At 54.4% G+C, this 19,638-nt stretch carries 13 protein-coding genes; 9 read left to right on the forward strand and 4 right to left on the reverse strand.

Annotated elements, in window-relative coordinates:
* The first annotated feature begins 62 nt into the window (after positions 1–62).
* From BZK42_RS05765 to trhP, 8 genes are all read left to right on the forward strand, one after another.
* Positions 63–1,310 carry an MdtA/MuxA family multidrug efflux RND transporter periplasmic adaptor subunit gene (locus tag BZK42_RS05765; RefSeq protein ID WP_080858885.1) on the forward strand — a complete coding sequence of 416 codons (1,248 nt, stop codon included), beginning with the start codon at positions 63–65 and terminating at the stop codon, positions 1,308–1,310.
* Positions 1,310–4,432 carry an MdtB/MuxB family multidrug efflux RND transporter permease subunit gene (locus BZK42_RS05770; protein WP_053388846.1) on the forward strand — a complete coding sequence of 1,041 codons (3,123 nt, stop codon included), beginning with the start codon at positions 1,310–1,312 and terminating at the stop codon, positions 4,430–4,432. The genes BZK42_RS05765 and BZK42_RS05770 overlap by 1 nt, the downstream gene beginning before the upstream one ends.
* On the forward strand, positions 4,433–7,513 hold the full coding sequence (mdtC, locus tag BZK42_RS05775; protein ID WP_016153604.1) for a multidrug efflux RND transporter permease subunit MdtC: 3,081 nt from the start codon (positions 4,433–4,435) through the stop codon (positions 7,511–7,513).
* On the forward strand, positions 7,510–8,922 hold the full coding sequence (gene mdtD, locus BZK42_RS05780; RefSeq protein WP_080858886.1) for an MFS transporter: 1,413 nt from the start codon (positions 7,510–7,512) through the stop codon (positions 8,920–8,922). Before mdtC ends, mdtD begins: the two co-directional genes overlap by 4 nt.
* The gene (gene baeS / locus BZK42_RS05785; protein ID WP_080858887.1) at positions 8,922–10,325 is read left to right on the forward strand and encodes an envelope stress sensor histidine kinase BaeS; all 1,404 of its coding nucleotides are present in this window, start codon (positions 8,922–8,924) and stop codon (positions 10,323–10,325) included. The genes mdtD and baeS overlap by 1 nt, the downstream gene beginning before the upstream one ends.
* Positions 10,322–11,044: an envelope stress response regulator BaeR gene (gene baeR, locus BZK42_RS05790; protein ID WP_016156936.1), complete on the forward strand. Its 723-nt coding sequence runs from the start codon at positions 10,322–10,324 to the stop codon at positions 11,042–11,044. The genes baeS and baeR overlap by 4 nt, the downstream gene beginning before the upstream one ends.
* Positions 11,045–11,179: 135 nt before the next feature.
* Positions 11,180–11,512, forward strand: coding sequence for a YegP family protein (locus tag BZK42_RS05795; RefSeq protein ID WP_016153608.1), 333 nt, complete (start codon positions 11,180–11,182; stop codon positions 11,510–11,512).
* A gap of 159 nt (positions 11,513–11,671) precedes the next feature.
* On the forward strand, positions 11,672–13,033 hold the full coding sequence (gene trhP / locus BZK42_RS05800; protein WP_006683890.1) for a prephenate-dependent tRNA uridine(34) hydroxylase TrhP: 1,362 nt from the start codon (positions 11,672–11,674) through the stop codon (positions 13,031–13,033).
* Positions 13,034–13,291: 258 nt separating this feature from the next.
* Here the strand turns inward: trhP and clpA are convergent, their stop codons facing one another.
* Positions 13,292–15,568 carry an ATP-dependent Clp protease ATP-binding subunit ClpA gene (clpA, locus tag BZK42_RS05805; protein ID WP_016153651.1) on the reverse strand — a complete coding sequence of 759 codons (2,277 nt, stop codon included), beginning with the start codon at positions 15,566–15,568 and terminating at the stop codon, positions 13,292–13,294.
* Between the two features lie 30 nt (positions 15,569–15,598).
* Positions 15,599–15,919, reverse strand: a complete 321-nt coding sequence (clpS, locus tag BZK42_RS05810) for an ATP-dependent Clp protease adapter ClpS (RefSeq protein ID WP_003036810.1) — start codon at positions 15,917–15,919, stop codon at positions 15,599–15,601.
* 323 nt (positions 15,920–16,242) lie between these two features.
* On the opposite strand from clpS, the gene cspD reads away from it, so the two are divergent.
* Entirely contained in the window at positions 16,243–16,467 is a 225-nt protein-coding gene (cspD, locus tag BZK42_RS05815; protein WP_003036813.1) for a cold shock-like protein CspD, read from the forward strand.
* Between the two features lie 74 nt (positions 16,468–16,541).
* On the opposite strand, the gene macB is transcribed toward cspD, so the two are convergent.
* Together macB and macA are read right to left on the reverse strand one after the other, a co-directional pair.
* Entirely contained in the window at positions 16,542–18,488 is a 1,947-nt protein-coding gene (gene macB, locus BZK42_RS05820) for a macrolide ABC transporter ATP-binding protein/permease MacB (protein WP_080858888.1), read from the reverse strand.
* On the reverse strand, positions 18,485–19,600 hold the full coding sequence (gene macA, locus BZK42_RS05825; RefSeq protein ID WP_016156938.1) for a macrolide transporter subunit MacA: 1,116 nt from the start codon (positions 19,598–19,600) through the stop codon (positions 18,485–18,487). The genes macB and macA overlap by 4 nt, the downstream gene beginning before the upstream one ends.
* Positions 19,601–19,638 lie beyond the last annotated feature (38 nt).

Here is a 19,638-nt window from a genome sequence, read left to right on the forward strand (position 1 = left end):
CTTGTTCGCTGGCTAAACTAGTATCATTCCGCGAATCGTTTCAGGATGAGAAACTTATAACAATGAAAGGCAGTAAAAAATCCCGCTGGGTGATAGCAATCGCGATCGTTGTGGCCACCGTCGCCGCCATCTGGTTCTGGCAAAACCGTAACGACGCCCAGGAAAACGCACCGGGCGCTACCAAACCAGCGCAGCACACGCCAGGTTCGGGACGGCGTGGAATGCGCTCCGGGCCGTTGGCTCCCGTTCAGGCTGCCACCGCCGCCATGGAAGCCGTTCCGCGTTACCTGACAGGGCTGGGTACCATTACTGCCGCAAATACCGCCACGGTACGTAGCCGGGTGGATGGTCAGCTCATTGCCTTACACTTCGAGGAAGGACAGCAGGTAAAAGCCGGCGACCTGCTGGCAGAGATAGATCCCAGCCAGTTCAAAGTTGCTCTGGCTCAGGCGCAGGGCCAACTGGCCAAAGATAAAGCCACGCTGGCAAATGCCCGTCGCGATCTTGCCCGCTATCAACAGCTGGTGAAAACTAATCTGGTCTCGCGCCAGGAGCTGGATGCCCAGCAGGCGCTGGTAAATGAAACGTTAGGGACAATCAAAGCCGATGAAGCCAGCGTCGCCAGCGCCCAATTGCAGCTTGACTGGAGCCGGATAACCGCGCCTGTAGAGGGGCGTGTCGGTCTGAAGCAGGTCGACGTCGGTAACCAAATTTCCAGCGGCGATACCACCGGAATCGTCGTTATTACGCAAACCCATCCTATCGACCTGATATTCACCTTGCCTGAAAACGACATTGCCACCGTGTTGCGGGCGCAAAAATCGGGGACTCCGTTAAAGGTTGAAGCCTGGGACCGAACCAATTCGCAAAAACTGAGCGAAGGCGTCCTGCTCAGTCTCGACAATCAGATTGATGCCACGACCGGAACCATCAAAGTTAAAGCCCGTTTTAACAATCAGGATGATGCTTTATTCCCTAACCAGTTCGTTAACGCCCGCATGCTGGTCGACACGGAACAAAATGCCGTGGTGATCCCAACGGCCGCCCTGCAGATGGGCAATGAGGGCCATTTTGTCTGGGTGCTGAACAGCGATAATAAAGTGAGCAAACATCTGGTTAAACCAGGTATTCAGGATAGCCAAAAAGTAGTGATCGCCGCCGGGTTGTCCGCAGGCGATCGGGTCGTAACCGACGGTATTGACCGCCTGACGGAAGGCGCAAAAGTAGAAGTCGTAGAGGCGCATGACGCCTCTGCTCAGGATGAGAAAACTGCGCCCCGCGGATACGGCAAAAAAGGAGCTAACTCCTGATGCAGGTGTTACCTCCGCACAACACAGGCGGGCCATCACGCCTGTTTATTCTGCGACCTGTCGCCACCACGCTGCTGATGGTCGCGATTTTGCTTGCCGGTATTATCGGTTATCGTTTCCTGCCGATCGCTGCCTTACCGGAAGTCGATTACCCCACGATTCAGGTCGTTACGCTGTACCCGGGCGCCAGCCCGGACGTCATGACCTCGGCGGTAACCGCACCACTTGAGCGTCAGTTCGGACAGATGTCCGGCTTAAAACAGATGTCCTCGCAAAGTTCCGGCGGCGCATCGGTCGTCACGTTGCAGTTTCAACTGACGCTGCCGTTGGATGTTGCCGAGCAGGAAGTTCAGGCTGCGATTAACGCCGCCACCAATTTATTACCGGGCGATCTGCCCAATCCGCCAGTCTACAGCAAGGTAAACCCGGCAGATCCACCGATCATGACGCTGGCGGTCACGTCCAGCGCCATGCCGATGACGCAGGTGGAAGATATGGTCGAAACCCGCGTCGCGCAGAAAATCTCTCAGGTTTCCGGTGTCGGTCTGGTAACACTTTCCGGCGGGCAACGACCGGCGGTCCGCGTGAAGCTTAACGCACAGGCTATTGCCGCACTCGGTCTGACCAGCGAAACCATCCGTACAGCCATTACCGGGGCTAACGTCAATTCGGCAAAAGGGAGTCTTGATGGCCCAACGCGTGCTGTCACCCTTTCCGCCAACGACCAGATGCAGTCCGCAGACGAATATCGCCAGCTCATCGTGGCCTATAAAAACGGTGCACCGGTTCGTCTGGGCGATGTCGCCACCGTCGAACAAGGGGCAGAAAATAGCTGGCTGGGCGCATGGGCCAATAAGCAACAAGCCATTGTAATGAATGTTCAGCGCCAGCCTGGGGCGAACATCATCTCCACGGCAGACAGTATCCGTCAAATGCTGCCGCAGCTCACCGAAAGCCTGCCCAAATCAGTTAAGGTCAGCGTGCTTTCGGATCGTACGACCAATATTCGTGCCTCCGTTGCAGACACCCAGTTTGAGCTAATGCTGGCGATTGCGCTGGTGGTGATGATCATCTACCTGTTCCTGCGCAATATTCCGGCGACGATTATTCCTGCGGTCGCCGTTCCGCTGTCGCTCATCGGCACCTTCGCGGTGATGGTATTTCTTGATTTCTCCATCAATAACCTGACCCTAATGGCGCTAACCATCGCGACAGGATTCGTAGTGGATGACGCTATCGTGGTTATCGAGAATATTTCTCGCTATATCGAAAAAGGCGAAAAACCGCTGACTGCCGCCCTGAAGGGGGCTGGTGAGATTGGTTTTACCATCATCTCTCTGACATTTTCGCTAATTGCCGTGCTGATCCCGCTGTTGTTTATGGGTGATATCGTTGGCCGATTATTCCGCGAGTTTGCCGTTACGCTGGCCGTGGCAATTCTGATTTCCGCCGTCGTCTCGCTCACCCTCACGCCGATGATGTGCGCGCGCATGCTTAATCAGGCCTCGTTGCGTAAGCAAAACCGCTTCTCCCGCGCCTCGGAGCGTATGTTCGATCGCGTCATTGCCGGGTACGGTCACTGGCTGGCAAAAGTGCTGAACCATCCGTGGCTCACGCTGGGCGTGGCGTTCGGCACGCTGGCACTGAGCGTTATGTTATGGGTCTTTATCCCCAAAGGGTTCTTCCCGATCCAGGACAACGGCATCATCCAGGGTACGCTGCAGGCGCCGCAGTCCAGTTCATTTGCCAGCATGGCCCAGCGCCAGCGCCAGGTTTCCGATGTCATCCTTCAAGATCCGGCGGTCGAGAGCCTGACCGCTTTTGTCGGCGTGGATGGTACTAATCCGGCATTGAACAGCGCGCGTCTGCAAATCAACCTTAAGCCGCTGGACGATCGCGACGATCGCGTGCAGAAAGTGATCGCACGCCTACAGGACGCGGTTGACAGAGTACCCGGCGTTGATCTCTATCTTCAGCCCACCCAGGACCTGACGATTGATACCCAGGTCAGCCGGACGCAATATCAGTTTACGCTGCAAGCAACGTCCCTTGACGCCCTCAGCACCTGGGTTCCACAGCTGTTAGAAAAACTTCACCAGCTACCGCAACTGTCCGATGTCAGTAGCGACTGGCAGGACAAAGGGCTGGTGGCGTATGTGAACGTCAATCGCGATAGCGCCAGCCGTTTAGGCATCAGCATGGCGGATGTCGATAACGCCCTGTACAACGCCTTCGGCCAGCGACTGATTTCAACCATCTACACCCAGGCCAACCAGTATCGCGTCGTATTGGAACATGACACCAACAGTACGCCGGGGCTTGCTGCACTGGACACTATCCGTCTGACCAGCAGCGACGGCGGCGTGGTTCCACTTAGCGCAATCGCCAGCATTGAACAGCGTTTCGCTCCGCTGTCGATTAACCACCTCGATCAGTTCCCGGTCACCACCATCTCGTTCAACGTACCGGACGGTCATTCGCTGGGCGATGCGGTGCAGGCAATTCTGGATGCCGAAAAAACGCTCAATCTGCCAGCAAATATTACCACCCAGTTCCAGGGCAGTACGCTCGCTTTCCAGGCCGCACTGGGTAATACCATCTGGTTGATTGTGGCTGCGGTTGTCGCGATGTATATCGTCCTCGGCGTGCTGTATGAGAGCTTTATTCACCCGATTACCATTCTCTCCACGCTACCCACGGCGGGCGTCGGCGCCCTCCTGGCGTTAATGATTGCCGGCAGTGAACTGGACGTCATCGCGATTATCGGCATTATTTTGCTTATCGGTATCGTCAAGAAAAACGCCATCATGATGATCGACTTCGCCCTTGCCGCGGAGCGCGAACAGGGCATGACCCCACGCGACGCTATTTTCCAGGCCTGTCTGCTGCGTTTTCGCCCGATTCTGATGACTACGCTGGCGGCACTGCTCGGCGCGTTGCCGCTGATGTTAAGTACCGGCGTGGGGGCCGAATTACGTCGTCCATTAGGAATTGGTATGGTCGGCGGTCTGCTGGTAAGCCAGGTATTAACCCTGTTTACCACCCCGGTGATTTATCTGCTGTTTGACCGTCTGTCGCTGTACGTGAAAAGCCGCTTCCCGCGTCAGGAAGAGGAAGCGTAAATGAAATTTTTCGCGCTTTTCATTCATCGTCCGGTGGCGACCATTCTCATTTCGGTGGCCATCACCCTGTGCGGGATACTGGGCTTTCGTCTGCTGCCGGTAGCTCCGCTGCCGCAGGTGGATTTCCCGGTGATCATGGTCAGCGCATCATTACCGGGCGCTTCCCCTGAAACGATGGCGTCTTCGGTAGCCACCCCGCTGGAGCGCTCACTGGGGCGCATCGCGGGCGTGAACGAAATGACCTCGAGCAGTTCCCTTGGCAGTACGCGCATTATTCTTGAATTCAAATTCGACCGTGACATCAATGGCGCGGCGCGGGATGTTCAGGCCGCGATTAACGCAGCGCAAAGCCTGCTACCCAGCGGTATGCCAAGCCGCCCCACGTACCGCAAAGCCAACCCTTCCGATGCGCCAATCATGATCCTGACGCTCACGTCGGACACTTACTCGCAGGGTGAACTGTACGATTTCGCATCAACCCAATTAGCACAGACCATCGCGCAAATCGACGGCGTGGGTGACGTCGACGTTGGGGGCAGCTCTCTGCCTGCCGTGCGCGTAGGGCTTAATCCGCAAGCGCTGTTTAATCAGGGCGTGTCGCTGGACGACGTGCGTAGCGCGATTGCTAACGCCAATGTGCGTAAGCCGCAGGGAGCTATCGAGAATGATACCCATCGCTGGCAGGTACAAACCAACGATGAGCTGAAAACCGCCGCCGAGTACCAGCCGATTATTATCCACTACAATAACGGCGCTGCGGTGCGGCTGGGCGATGTTGCGTCTGTGAGCGACTCGGTGCAGGACGTACGTAACGCGGGGATGACCAACGCAAAACCGGCTATCCTGCTGATGATCCGCAAGCTGCCAGAAGCCAATATTATTCAAACGGTAGACAGCATTCGGGCCAAATTACCGGAGTTACAAACGCTGGTCCCGGCCGCCATCGATCTGCAAATTGCCCAGGATCGTTCACCGACCATTCGCGCCTCGCTGGAGGAAGTCGAACAGACGCTGATTATCTCCGTTGCGCTGGTTATTCTGGTGGTCTTTGTTTTCCTGCGCTCCGGGCGCGCGACCCTGATCCCTGCGGTAGCGGTTCCGGTCTCGCTGATCGGTACCTTTGCCGCCATGTATCTGTGCGGGTTCAGCCTGAACAACCTGTCATTAATGGCGTTGACCATTGCCACGGGATTTGTCGTTGATGACGCGATCGTGGTGCTGGAAAATATTGCCCGCCACCTGGAAGCGGGAATGAAGCCACTGCAGGCGGCGCTACAGGGTACGCGCGAAGTGGGATTCACGGTGCTCTCAATGAGCCTGTCGCTGGTAGCGGTGTTCCTCCCGCTGCTGTTAATGGGCGGATTGCCTGGGCGCTTGCTGCGCGAATTTGCCGTCACGCTGTCAGTTGCTATCGGTATCTCGCTGCTGGTGTCGCTGACATTAACGCCAATGATGTGTGGCTGGATGCTCAAATCCAGCGCCCCGCGTGAACAGTCTCGTAAACGAGGTTTTGGTCGTGTGCTGGTGGCACTGCAACAGAGTTACGGCACTTCGCTTAAATGGGTGCTGCGCCATACGCGACTGGTAGGCGTGGTGTTACTTGGCACCATTGCGCTGAATATCTGGCTTTATATTTCCATCCCCAAAACCTTCTTCCCGGAGCAGGATACGGGCGTGTTGATGGGGGGGATTCAGGCCGACCAGAGCATCTCTTTCCAGGCGATGCGCGGCAAACTGCAGGACTTTATGAAGATCATCCGCGACGACCCGGCGGTGAATAACGTCACCGGTTTTACCGGCGGTTCCCGGGTTAACAGCGGGATGATGTTTATCACCCTCAAGCCACGCGATGAGCGCGGTGAAACCGCTCAGCAGGTGATCGACCGCCTGCGCGTCGCGCTTGCAAAAGAGCCTGGCGCGAATCTGTTTCTGATGGCGGTGCAGGATATTCGCGTCGGCGGTCGCCAGGCCAATGCCAGCTATCAATACACATTGCTTTCCGACGATCTGGCGGCGCTGCGCGAGTGGGAACCGAAGATCCGTAAGGCGCTTGCCGCCCTGCCCCAACTGGCGGATGTCAACTCCGATCAGCAGGACAATGGCGCGGAAATGAACCTGGTCTACGATCGCGACACCATGTCTCGTCTGGGGATCGACGTTGCAGCCGCTAACAGCCTGTTGAACAACGCTTTTGGACAACGGCAAATTTCAACTATTTATCAACCGATGAACCAGTACAAAGTGGTGATGGAGGTCGATCGACGTTACACCCAGGACATCAGCGCGCTGGATAAAATGTTCGTCATCAACAATGACGGTAAGGCAATCCCGCTATCGTACTTTGCCAAATGGCAACCGGCGAATGCCCCGCTGTCGGTAAACCATCAGGGCTTGTCCGCTGCCTCAACCGTGTCGTTTAACCTGCCAACAGGTTCTTCACTGTCTGAGGCGACAGAGGCTATCAACAGAACCATGACCCAGCTCGGCGTCCCCTCCACAGTTCGCGGTAGCTTTGCCGGCACGGCACAGGTATTTCAGGACACCATGAACTCACAGGTGATCCTGATTATCGCCGCCATCGCCACGGTCTACATCGTTCTGGGTATGCTGTATGAAAGCTATGTTCATCCCCTGACCATTCTCTCCACGCTACCTTCAGCTGGCGTCGGGGCTTTGCTGGCGCTGGAGCTGTTCAATGCCCCGTTCAGCCTAATCGCCCTGATAGGGATAATGCTATTAATTGGCATTGTGAAGAAAAATGCCATCATGATGGTCGATTTTGCGCTGGAAGCGCAGAGAAACGGCAAGCTGCAGCCAGAAGAAGCCATTTTCCAGGCCTGCCTGCTGCGCTTTCGCCCAATCATGATGACCACGCTGGCGGCGTTGTTTGGCGCGCTGCCGCTGGTGTTATCCGCCGGGGATGGCTCTGAACTACGTCAACCTTTGGGGATAACCATTGTCGGCGGGCTGGTCGTGAGTCAACTCCTGACACTGTACACCACGCCCGTGGTCTATCTCTTTTTCGACCGTCTGCGTCTGCGTTTTTCGCGTAAAAACAGCAAACCGGTAGCAGAGTTATGACAGAACTTCCCGACAGCACCCGCTGGCAACTTTGGATTGTGGCATTCGGCTTTTTTATGCAGTCGCTGGATACCACCATCGTGAATACTGCGCTTCCCTCGATGGCGGCAAGCCTCGGGGAAAGCCCGTTACACATGCATATGGTCATTGTGTCATATGTTTTAACCGTTGCCGTGATGCTGCCCGCCAGCGGATGGCTGGCGGACAAAGTTGGCGTGCGTAATATCTTCTTCACCGCCATCATCCTGTTTACGCTTGGCTCGCTGTTTTGCGCCGGGTCCAGCACACTCAACGAGCTGGTGATAGCGCGCGTCTTACAAGGCGTTGGCGGTGCGATGATGGTGCCGGTCGGCAGGCTAACGGTGATGAAAATCGTCCCGCGTGAGCAATATATGGCGGCGATGACGTTTGTCACATTGCCCGGTCAGATTGGCCCGCTACTGGGACCGGCATTAGGCGGTATTCTGGTTGAGTACGCCTCCTGGCACTGGATATTTTTGATTAACATTCCGGTTGGTATTGTCGGCACAATAGCGACGTTAATGCTGATGCCCAACTACACCATGCAAACCCGACGCTTCGATCTCTCCGGATTTGCGATGCTGGCAGTCGGCATGGCGGTACTGACGCTGGCACTTGATGGCAGTAAAGGAACCGGCATCTCCAGTATCTCGCTGGCAGCGTTGGTTATCTGCGGAGTGCTGGCTATTGCGCTGTATCTGAAACACGCCCATCGTAATCCACGCGCGCTGTTCAGCCTGAATCTGTTTCGCACACCGACCTTCTCGCTGGGTCTTTTCGGCAGTTTTGCCGGACGCATCGGTAGCGGTATGCTGCCGTTTATGACGCCGGTGTTTTTACAAATAGGCCTCGGTTTTTCGCCCTTTCATGCCGGGCTGATGATGATCCCGATGGTGCTCGGCAGTATGGGCATGAAGCGCATTGTGGTGCAGGTCGTTAATCGCTTTGGCTACCGTCGCGTACTGGTCGCTACAACGCTTGGCCTGTCGCTGGTCAGTCTGCTGCTGATGACCACCGCGCTGCTCGGCTGGTATTACGCCCTGCCCTTCGTACTGTTCTTACAGGGAATGGTCAACTCAACGCGCTTTTCATCCATGAACACCCTGACGTTAAAAGACCTGCCTGACGATCTCGCCAGCAGTGGTAACAGCCTGCTGTCAATGATCATGCAGCTGTCGATGAGTATCGGGGTGACCATCGCGGGACTGCTGCTAGGCATGTTCGGTCAGCAGCATAGCGTCATCGACAGCGGAAGTACGCATACCGTCTTTATGTATACCTGGCTGTGCATCGCATTCATTATCGCGCTGCCCGCCATTATTTTTGCCCGCGTGCCGAACGACACGCAAACCAACGCGGTGATTTCACGGCGCAAAAGGAGCACCTGATGAAGTTCTGGCGGCCCGGTATCACCGGCAAACTGTTTCTGGCGATTTTCGCCACCTGCATCGTGTTGCTGATCAGCATGCACTGGGCCGTACGCATAAGCTTCGAACGCGGTTTTATTGACTATATCAAGCACGGTAACGAACAGCGGCTGCAAATGCTCAGCGACGCATTAAGCGAGCAGTATGAACAGCACGGCAACTGGCGATTCTTACGCAATAACGATCGGTTTGTTTTTCAGATCCTGCGCTCTTTTGAACACGACAACGACGATGATAAACCCGGCCCCGGCATGCCGCCGCACGGCTGGCGTACGCAGTTTTGGGTTGTCGACCAAAATGCCCGCGTGCTGGTCGGTCCGCGTGCTCCGGTCCCCCGTGACGGTATGCGCCATCCGATCCGCGTCAACGGTAGCGAAGTCGGTGCCGTGATTGCCTCTCCCGTGGAACGCTTAACGCGCAATACGGATATCAATTTCGACATGCAGCAAAGACGTTCCAGTTGGCTCATCGTCGCGCTCTCCACGATCCTGGCGGCGCTGGCAACGTTTACGCTGGCGCGCAGCCTGCTGGCCCCGGTCAAGCGGTTAGTGGAAGGCACGCACAAACTGGCGGCCGGTGATTTCACCACTCGCGTTGCGCCGACCAGTACGGATGAGCTGGGCAAGCTGGCGCAGGACTTCAACCAGCTTGCCAGTACGCTGGAAAAAAACCAGCAGATGCGTCGTGACTTTATGGCCGATATTTCTCACGAACTGCGTACGCCGTTAGCGGTGTTGCGCGGTGAACTGGAGGCCATTCAGGATGGCGTACGCCAGTTCACCCCTGATTCCGTTGCCTCTTTGCAAGCTGAAGTCGGTACGCTCACCAAGCTGGTGGACGATCTGCATCAGCTCTCCATGTCCGATGAAGGCGCGCTGGCCTACCAGAAAACATCGCTGGATCTCATCCCGCTGTTGGAAGTGGCAAGTGGCGCATTTCGTGAACGCTTTGCCAGCCGTGGACTGACGATACAACTTTCACTCCCGGACAGCATGACGGTATTTGGCGACAGGGATCGTCTGATGCAGTTGTTCAACAATCTGCTGGAAAACAGTCTGCGCTACACCGACAGCGGCGGTGGGCTGCACATCAGCGCCGAACAACGCGAGCGTATGGTTTTATTAACCTTCGCTGATTCCGCTCCCGGCGTAAGTGAAGACCAGTTACAGAAGCTGTTTGAACGCTTTTATCGCACCGAAGGCTCGCGTAACCGTGCCAGCGGTGGTTCCGGGCTGGGGCTGGCAATTTGCGTCAATATCGTACAGGCGCATAATGGTCTGATTCGCGCCGCCCATTCGCCTTTTGGCGGGGTTAGCATTACAGTAACATTACCGCTGGAACGCGATTTACAGAGAGATGTATGACTGAGTTACCCATTGATGAAAACACGCCGCGTATTCTGATCGTAGAAGACGAGCCCAAGCTGGGGCAACTGCTTATCGACTATCTGCGTGCGGCAAGCTACGCTCCTACGCTCATCAGCCACGGCGATCTGGTTCTTCCTTACGTGCGTCAGACGCCGCCCGACCTGATCTTGTTGGATCTGATGCTGCCTGGTACCGACGGCCTGACTCTGTGCCGGGAAATCCGCCGATTCTCTGAAGTCCCCATCATGATGGTAACCGCCAAGATAGAAGAAATTGATCGCCTGCTGGGGCTGGAGATCGGTGCGGATGATTATATTTGCAAACCCTACAGCCCGCGTGAAGTTGTTGCTCGCGTGAAGACGATTCTGCGCCGTTGCAAGCCGCAGCGCGAACTGCAACAGATGGATGCTGACAGCCCGTTGATCGTCGATGAAGGTCGTTTTCAGGCGTCCTGGCGTGGGAAAATGCTCGACTTAACGCCTGCTGAATTTCGCTTACTCAAAACGCTGTCGCATGAACCGGGAAAAGTGTTCTCCCGTGAACAGTTGCTCAATCATCTCTATGACGATTACCGAGTCGTTACCGACCGAACCATCGACAGCCATATTAAGAACCTGCGACGCAAGCTGGAATCGTTGGATGCGGAGCAGTCGTTTATCCGCGCGGTCTATGGCGTAGGGTATCGCTGGGAAGCCGACGCCTGTCGGATTGTGTAAACACTCCCGTCCTGCAGGACTCCGCGGCTTCGTGGAGTCCTGTTGACTAGCAACTCTCCAAATATCGCTCATACTCTTTGTGGCAACACTGTCGTCAATAACTGTTTGATATAAAACTTTAATCAAGGAGTTCATATGGCTGGTTGGTTTGAATTAAGCAAGAGTAGCGATGATCAGTACCGCTTTGTTCTTAAGGCTGGAAACGGGGAAACTATCCTTACCAGTGAGCTTTACACGACAAAAGGCGCGGCAGAAAAAGGGATCGCATCTGTCCAGGCTAACAGCCCTCTAGCCGAGCGTTATGAGAAAAAAACGGCAGCTAATGGCAAATTGCATTTCAATCTGAAAGCAGCAAACCACCAGATTATTGGTAGCAGTCAACTGTATGCGAATGAACAGTCGCGCGAGACCGGTATTGCTTCAGTTAAGACCAATGGTGTAAGTCAGACGATAAAAGATAAAACCTGATAATGACTCGCTCAGCCGGGTAACGCCACGCTGTCGCCCGGCGTTTTTCTTTACCTGTCTTCCCCACAGCGCTACAATGCCCGCCCTTAATATGGGGGCACTCCCCTAACCGCCTCATTGAGTGAGGCGAGTCTGACCTGTCATCAGAACGAGAAAATTATGTTTAAACCGGAACTCCTTTCCCCGGCGGGAACGCTGAAAAACATGCGTTACGCTTTCGCCTATGGCGCAGACGCTGTATATGCGGGCCAACCGCGTTACTCACTGCGCGTACGCAACAACGAATTCAATCACGAAAACCTGCAGCTAGGCATTAATGAAGCCCATGAACTGGGTAAAAAATTCTATGTGGTGGTTAATATTGCCCCGCATAACGCCAAGCTGAAGACCTTCATTCGTGACCTGAAACCGGTGGTGGAAATGGGACCGGATGCACTGATCATGTCCGACCCCGGTCTGATTATGCTGGTGCGCGAAAACTTCCCTGACATGGACATTCACCTTTCAGTACAGGCTAACGCCGTAAACTGGGCAACGGTGAAATTCTGGAAGCAGATGGGATTGACCCGTGTGATCCTGTCCCGCGAACTGTCGTTGGAAGAAATTGAAGAGATCCGCACCCAGGTGCCGGATATGGAAATTGAGATCTTTGTTCACGGCGCGCTGTGCATGGCTTACTCCGGCCGCTGCCTGCTCTCTGGCTACATCAACAAGCGTGACCCGAATCAGGGTACCTGTACCAATGCCTGCCGCTGGGAATACAACGTGCAGGAAGGCAAAGAAGACGTGGTGGGCAATATCGTGCATAAGTACGAGCCTATCCCGGTACAAAATGTTGAGCCTACGCTGGGTATTGGCGCGCCGACTGACAAAGTCTTTATGATCGAAGAAGCCCAGCGTCCGGGTGAGTACATGACCGCGTTTGAAGACGAACACGGCACTTACATCATGAACTCGAAGGATTTGCGTGCCATTGCCCACGTTGAGCGCCTGACTCAGATGGGCGTGCATTCGCTGAAAATTGAAGGCCGTACTAAATCATACTATTACTGTGCACGTACCGCGCAGGTTTATCGCAAGGCCATTGATGATGCCGCTGCCGGGAAACCGTTCGACCCGCAACTGCTGGAAACGCTGGAAGGTCTGGCGCATCGCGGTTACACCGAGGGGTTCCTGCGCCGCCATACGCATGACGACTATCAGAACTACGAATACGGCTTCTCTGTTTCCGAGCGTCAGCAGTTTGTCGGCGAATTCACTGGCGAACGTAAAGGTGAACTGGCGGCTGTGCTGGTGAAAAATAAATTCACCGTCGGCGACAGCCTGGAGCTGATGACCCCACAGGGCAACATCAACTTTACCCTCGAACAGATGGAAAACGCGAAAGGCGAAGCGATGCCGGTTGCACCGGGCGATGGTTACACCGTGTGGATGCCTGTACCGGAGGATATCGATCTGAATTATGCATTGTTGATGCGTAATTTTGCCGGTGAGTCCACGCGCAACCCACATGCTAAGTAGTTAATTACGGTTATTTTTCAGCGTTCGGAAGATTCTTAGAAATCGATCACATACCGCTTCGTTCATTAAGGGTATTATCCCATCCGCTGAAAAACATAACCCATAAATGCTAGCTGTACCAGGAACCACCTCCTTAGCCTGCGTAATCTCCCTTACGCAGGCTTATTTTTTGCCTGCCGTTTAACTCCCGCTATTCAAATCACGACTTTCAGGCGAAAAAAACCGGGCATTACGCCCGGCTCATTAGGTGGTTAGATATTAATGTGCTGCTTCTGGCTTGTGCTTTTGCGCACTCTGGAAACCATAGGTCAGCTCATTTTTCTCTTTATCCAGCGCAACGGTCACCTGACCACCATCCACAAGCGAGCCGAACAGCAGTTCGTTAGCCAATGGTTTTTTCAGGTTATCCTGGACAACGCGCGTCATCGGGCGTGCGCCCATTGCGCGGTCATAGCCCTTCTCAGCCAGCCAGTCACGGGCTTCCTGACTGACTTCCAGAGAGACACCTTTCTGATCCAACTGAACCTGAAGTTCGACGATAAACTTATCAACAACCTGATGAATCACCTCAGTAGAGAGATGATCGAACCAGATAATGTTGTCGAGACGGTTACGGAATTCCGGCGTAAACACTTTTTTGATTTCGCCCATCGCATCAGTACTGTTGTCCTGATGAATCAGCCCAATCGATTTACGCTCAGTTTCACGCACGCCGGCGTTAGTGGTCATGACCAGCACCACGTTGCGGAAATCCGCTTTACGCCCGTTATTGTCGGTCAGCGTACCGTTATCCATCACCTGCAGCAGCAGGTTAAAGACGTCCGGATGCGCTTTTTCGATTTCATCCAGCAGCAGTACCGCATGCGGATGTTTAATGACAGCATCTGTCAGCAAACCGCCCTGGTCGAAACCGACATATCCCGGAGGCGCACCAATCAGGCGGCTGACGGTGTGACGTTCCATATACTCGGACATGTCAAACCGCAGTAGCTCAATACCCAGCGCTTTGGACAACTGCACCGTGACTTCGGTCTTACCAACGCCAGTCGGTCCGGCAAACAGGAACGAACCGACAGGTTTATGCTCGTGTCCCAGACCAGCACGGCTCATTTTGATCGCTTCAGTCAGCGCCTCAATGGCTTTATCCTGTCCGAATACCAGCATTTTCAGACGGTTGCCCAAGTTTTTCAGCGTATCGCGATCGCTCTGCGAAACGCTCTTCTCCGGGATCCGCGCAATGCGGGCCACGACGGACTCGATATCCGCCACGTTGACGGTTTTCTTGCGCTTGCTGACCGGCATCAGACGCGCCCGCGCGCCCGCCTCATCGATCACGTCAATCGCTTTGTCCGGCAGATGACGATCGTTAATGTATTTCACCGCCAGTTCGACCGCTGCACGCACCGCTTTGGCGGTATAGCGAACGTCATGGTGCGCTTCGTATTTCGGCTTCAGGCCGTTGATGATCTGCACGGTCTCTTCTACCGACGGCTCAGTGATATCGATTTTCTGGAAACGGCGTGCTAGCGCGCGGTCCTTTTCAAAGATATTGCTGAATTCCTGATAGGTTGTTGAGCCTATCACACGGATTTTACCGCTGGAGAGCAACGGTTTGATCAGGTTAGCTGCATCCACCTGGCCGCCCGATGCCGCACCCGCGCCGATAATGGTGTGGATCTCATCGATAAACAGAATGCTGTTAGTATCCTGTTCCAGTTGTTTCAGCAGCGCCTTAAAGCGTTTTTCAAAATCGCCACGGTATTTGGTGCCCGCCAGCAGCGAGCCGATATCCAGAGAGTAAAGGGTACAATCAGCCATCACTTCCGGCACGTCGCCCTGGACGATACGCCAGGCTAGGCCTTCCGCAATAGCGGTTTTACCGACACCAGACTCACCTACCAGCAGCGGGTTGTTTTTTCGACGACGGCACAGTACCTGAATGGCGCGTTCCAGCTCTTTGTCCCGTCCAATGAGCGGATCAATTCCGCCCACACGGGCAAGCTGGTTAAGGTTAGTCGTGAAGTTCTCCATACGGTCCTCCCCGCCAGCTTGCTCTTCGTTATTCGGCTGATTACCAGAGTCAGAGGACTGACTTGGTTCGTCTTTGCGCGTGCCATGAGAAATAAAATTCACCACATCAAGGCGACTCACTTCATGCTTACGCAGCAGATAAGCCGCCTGAGATTCCTGCTCGCTGAAGATGGCGACCAGCACATTAGCACCGGTAACTTCATTGCGCCCGGAGGACTGAACATGAAAGACCGCGCGTTGCAACACACGCTGAAAACTCAACGTTGGCTGCGTGTCGCGCTCTTCTTCACTGGCAGGCAATACGGGTGTGGTTTGTTCAATGAAGGCTTCGAGTTCCTGACGCAGCGCCACCAGATCCACAGAACACGCTTCCAGCGCTTCGCGGGCCGATGGGTTACTGAGCAATGCCAGTAGCAAGTGCTCGACGGTCATAAACTCATGTCGGTGCTCGCGCGCTCTGGCGAAAGCCATGTTTAAACTGAGCTCCAGTTCTTGATTGAGCATAGGCACCTCCCCCAATATTTATGCCTGCATTTAGGCTTTTTCTAGCGTACACAGCAACGGATGCTCGTTCTCCCTCGCATACTTGTTCACCATCGCAACTTTGGTTTCAGCCACTTCGGCAGTGAATACGCCGCAAATCGCTTTACCTTGATAGTGAACGGCAAGCATCAGTTGCGTTGCACGTTCTACATCATAAGAAAAGAATTTTTGTAACACGTCAATAACAAACTCCATCGGAGTGTAATCATCATTGACTAATATCACTTTATACATAGATGGCGGTTTTAGCGCGTCGCGCAATTTATCTTCCGCCAGCAGATCGAAATCCAGCCAGTCGTTAGTCTTACCCATTGTCAGTCGTCATCTTCAGTTACGGTTTCCGGCAGAAAATCTTGCCGCTGACAAGCAGCCTATGCGCACAATCAATCTACCTCAAGTATTAGATAACTATCATCTATTAGTGCCATCCGCGACATCTGTCACATAACCGACAATAGCGTTAACTGCTTCAAATTTTGATGCATTTTTACCCTATTCCGTCAGCCTGGCGCTTGACGCCTCGCCTGATTTCTCTAAATTGTAGTTTCGAGAGTTGGCGAGGTTTTGAACAGCCCCCACTCCGCCACCGGTTCATTCCATCTTACTTATATAAGATTTACGAAGGATGTCGAAGCATGGAAACGGGTACTGTTAAGTGGTTCAACAACGCCAAAGGGTTTGGTTTCATCTGCCCCGAAGGCGGCGGCGAAGATATTTTCGCCCATTACTCCACCATTCAGATGGATGGTTACAGAACGCTAAAAGCCGGACAGTCTGTCCAGTTTGATGTCCACCAGGGGCCAAAAGGCAATCATGCCAGTGTCATCGTGCCTGTCATTGAAGCAGAAGCTGTCGCATAGCTCTTCTGTTTCATTGTGTACATCCCGCAGTCAAAATGCCAGCCTTTGCGGCTGGCATTTTTATCTCGATGGTATTATTCCCGCGCCAGAGCATCTACCGGATCCAGCCGCGCCGCATTTCGCGCCGGTAGCCAGCCAAACAAAATCCCGGTCGCAGTCGAACACAGAAACGCCGTCAATAAGGCTACGGGTGAGAAACCTATTTCCCAGCCAGGCAGGAATAGCTGAAGCGTAAAGGCGATCAGCATCGACAAGCTAATGCCCAACGCGCCGCCAACCAGACACACCAGCACCGCTTCAATTAAGAACTGCTGCAGTACGTCACTGGCGCGGGCGCCAACCGCCATACGAATGCCAATCTCGCGCGTTCGTTCGGTTACCGAAACCAGCATAATATTCATCACACCAATTCCACCGACCACCAGCGAAATCACGGCCACCAGCGTCAGGAAGAGTTGTAATGTACGTGTGGTCTTTTCGGCGGTTTTCAAGACACCGTCCATATTCCAGGTGAAGAAATCCTTCTTACCGTGGCGTAACGTCAGTAGTCGGGTGAGCTGCTGCTCGGCCTGGGCACTATCAAAACCGTCTTTCACCCGCACGGTGATCGAGTTCAGCCACGACTGCCCCATAATTCGCCCGGACATGGTGCTGTAAGGCAGCCAGACCCGCAGGATCTTGCTACTGCCAAACATCGACTGTTTCTCTTCTGCAACACCAATTACCGTGGCAGGCATATTCCCCACCAGCACGACTTCGCCGACAACTTTCGCTTTGTTGGGGAACAATTGACGACGGGTATTGCTGTCGAGCACCACCACCTGAGCGCGACCCGCCAGTTGTTCAGCGTTAAAAGTGGTCCCTTCGCTAAACGTCATGCCATAGACGTTGAAATAGTCGCCGCTAACGCCATTAGCACTGGCTGCCACGTCGATATTGCCATAGCGTAGCCGCAGGTTTTTCGACACCGCAGGCGTCACCGAACTGACCCAGGGCTGCTTCTGTAACGCCGTTAAATCGTCATACTTCAGCGCCTGTTGATATTGTGGGTCGTCGTCGCCGAAATCTTTGCCAGGATAGATATCGATGGTATTGGTGCCAATAGCGCGAATATCTGCCAGTACCAGCTGTTTAGCCGCATCGCCTACCACCACAATCGACACCACCGAAGCAATACCGATGATGATCCCAAGCATGGTCAGTAGCGTTCGCATTTTATTCGCAGCCATTGCCAGCCAGGCCATAGTGAGCGCTTCGCGAAAACCGCTGACAAACTGCCCCCAGCCGGACGCCGTTTTCACCGTCGGCTCCGCGATATCGTGCCCGGTAGAGGGTTTGTGCGACGGCGGATTGCGCACAATCTCGCCGTCACGAATTTCAATGACGCGTTCGGCCTGTGCGGCAACCTGGCTGTCGTGAGTGACGATAATCACCGTATGCCCGCGATCGCGCAGCTGATGCAAAATCGCCATCACCTCTTCGCCTGAATGGCTGTCCAGCGCGCCGGTGGGTTCGTCGGCGAGGATAACCTGTCCCCCGTTCATCAGCGCACGCGCAATACTGACCCGCTGCTGCTGACCACCGGAAAGCTGGGAAGGCTGATAGTCGACTCTGTCGCCCAGACCCAGTCGCTGCAGGAGTTCTTGGGCACGGGCCAGGCGCTGCTTACGATCGGTGCCAGCGTAGACTGCAGGCACCTCAACGTTTTGCGCGGCGGTTAAATGCGACAACAAATGATAACGCTGGAAGATAAAACCGAAATGTTCGCGACGCAGCTGGGCTAACGCATCGCTATCCAGCGTGGAGACATCGCGCCCGGCAACCCGATACGTACCGCTGGTGGGTTTGTCCAGACAGCCGAGAATATTCATTAGCGTCGATTTACCCGAGCCAGACGCCCCGACAATCGCTACCATTTCCCCGGCCTGAATGCTCAAGGATACGTCCTTCAATACCTCGACCTGACCTTCGCCTGACGGATAGCTGCGGCGGATATTGCTCAGTTCAAGCAATGCCGTCATTTTGGCGCTCCAGCGTTGCCCTCACCGGTGATGACTTCATCCCCCTCTTCCAGCCCTTTAACGATTTCCACATCGGTGTCATTACGCGCGCCGATAACCACTTCGCGTTCACGGGTTTCGCCGTTACGCAGCAGCCTGACGTTATAACGATTGTTGCCAATAGGATCGCCCAGCGCCGACAGCGGGATCGTCAGGACATTTTTCACATCCGTGAGCTGGATATGGACCTGAGCGGTCATATCCAGACGCAGGATCCCTTTCGGGTTGGGAACTTCGAAGCGAGCATAGTAGAAAATCGCATCATTCACTTTCTCTGGCGTCGGAAGAACATCTTTGAGCTTACCTTCGTAGCGCGTCTGAGGATCGCCCAGTACGGTAAACCAGGCCTTTTGCCCGGGATGCAGGTGAATCACATCCGCCTCGGAAACCTGCGCTTTCACCAGCATGGTGCTCATATCTGCCAATGTCAGAATGTTAGGTGCCTGCTGGGCAGCAATAACGGTTTGCCCCTGAAGGGTAGTAATTTGCGTGACTTCGCCTGCCATTGGCGCGACGATGCGGGTGTAATCAAGGTTGGTTTTTGCCGTATCGAGAGAGGCCTGATTACGCTTAATTTGCGCATCAATTGTGCCGATTTGCGCCTGTTTGACCGCCATCTGAGTAGCCGCCGTGTCGAGATCCTGCTGCGAGACAGCCTGGGTTTTCGCCAGCTGTTGCTGACGGGAAAGCGTTACCCGCGCCAGCTTCCACTCGGCTTCAGCCTGTAAACGCTGAGCGCGTAATTCCATCAGCGTCGCTTCAACCTCTTTAATCTGGTTTTGCGCCTGTTCAGGATCGATAACGCCAAGCAGTTGATCTTTTTTTACTTTGTCGCCAATGGCTACCGACAGCGTTTTTAACTGCCCGCTTACCTGCGCCCCGACGTCAACTTTACGCAACGCATCCAGTTTGCCGGTTGCCAGTACGCTTTGCTGCAGATCGCCCGGACGCACAATTAACGTTTGATACTGAGGTAAAGGCGCATTAAGCGTTCGCCAAAGTGCAATTATCGCCACAATAATGATGATGGCGAAGAGAAAATAGCGCTTTTTGATTTTTCCCTTGAGCTTCATAAATGTCCCAATTTCCCCCAATACGTCCACCAGAGTGG

The sequence above is a fragment of the Citrobacter braakii genome (assembly GCF_002075345.1).
In the GTDB taxonomy this organism is placed as follows: domain Bacteria; phylum Pseudomonadota; class Gammaproteobacteria; order Enterobacterales; family Enterobacteriaceae; genus Citrobacter; species Citrobacter braakii.

Excerpts from the sequence above, each read along its gene's own strand:
- baeR (WP_016156936.1), top strand. The coding sequence starts at position 10,322 with ATGACTGAGTTACCCATTGATGAAAACACGCCGCGTATTCTGATCGTA.
- BZK42_RS05765 (WP_080858885.1), top strand. The coding sequence starts at position 63 with ATGAAAGGCAGTAAAAAATCCCGCTGGGTGATAGCAATCGCGATCGTT.
- clpS (WP_003036810.1), bottom strand. The coding sequence starts at position 15,919 with ATGGGTAAGACTAACGACTGGCTGGATTTCGATCTGCTGGCGGAAGAT.
- clpA (WP_016153651.1), bottom strand. The coding sequence starts at position 15,568 with ATGCTCAATCAAGAACTGGAGCTCAGTTTAAACATGGCTTTCGCCAGA.
- BZK42_RS05795 (WP_016153608.1), top strand. The coding sequence starts at position 11,180 with ATGGCTGGTTGGTTTGAATTAAGCAAGAGTAGCGATGATCAGTACCGC.
- baeS (WP_080858887.1), top strand. The coding sequence starts at position 8,922 with ATGAAGTTCTGGCGGCCCGGTATCACCGGCAAACTGTTTCTGGCGATT.
- mdtC (WP_016153604.1), top strand. The coding sequence starts at position 4,433 with ATGAAATTTTTCGCGCTTTTCATTCATCGTCCGGTGGCGACCATTCTC.
- macA (WP_016156938.1), bottom strand. The coding sequence starts at position 19,600 with ATGAAGCTCAAGGGAAAAATCAAAAAGCGCTATTTTCTCTTCGCCATC.
- trhP (WP_006683890.1), top strand. The coding sequence starts at position 11,672 with ATGTTTAAACCGGAACTCCTTTCCCCGGCGGGAACGCTGAAAAACATG.
- BZK42_RS05770 (WP_053388846.1), top strand. The coding sequence starts at position 1,310 with ATGCAGGTGTTACCTCCGCACAACACAGGCGGGCCATCACGCCTGTTT.
- cspD (WP_003036813.1), top strand. The coding sequence starts at position 16,243 with ATGGAAACGGGTACTGTTAAGTGGTTCAACAACGCCAAAGGGTTTGGT.
- mdtD (WP_080858886.1), top strand. The coding sequence starts at position 7,510 with ATGACAGAACTTCCCGACAGCACCCGCTGGCAACTTTGGATTGTGGCA.
- macB (WP_080858888.1), bottom strand. The coding sequence starts at position 18,488 with ATGACGGCATTGCTTGAACTGAGCAATATCCGCCGCAGCTATCCGTCA.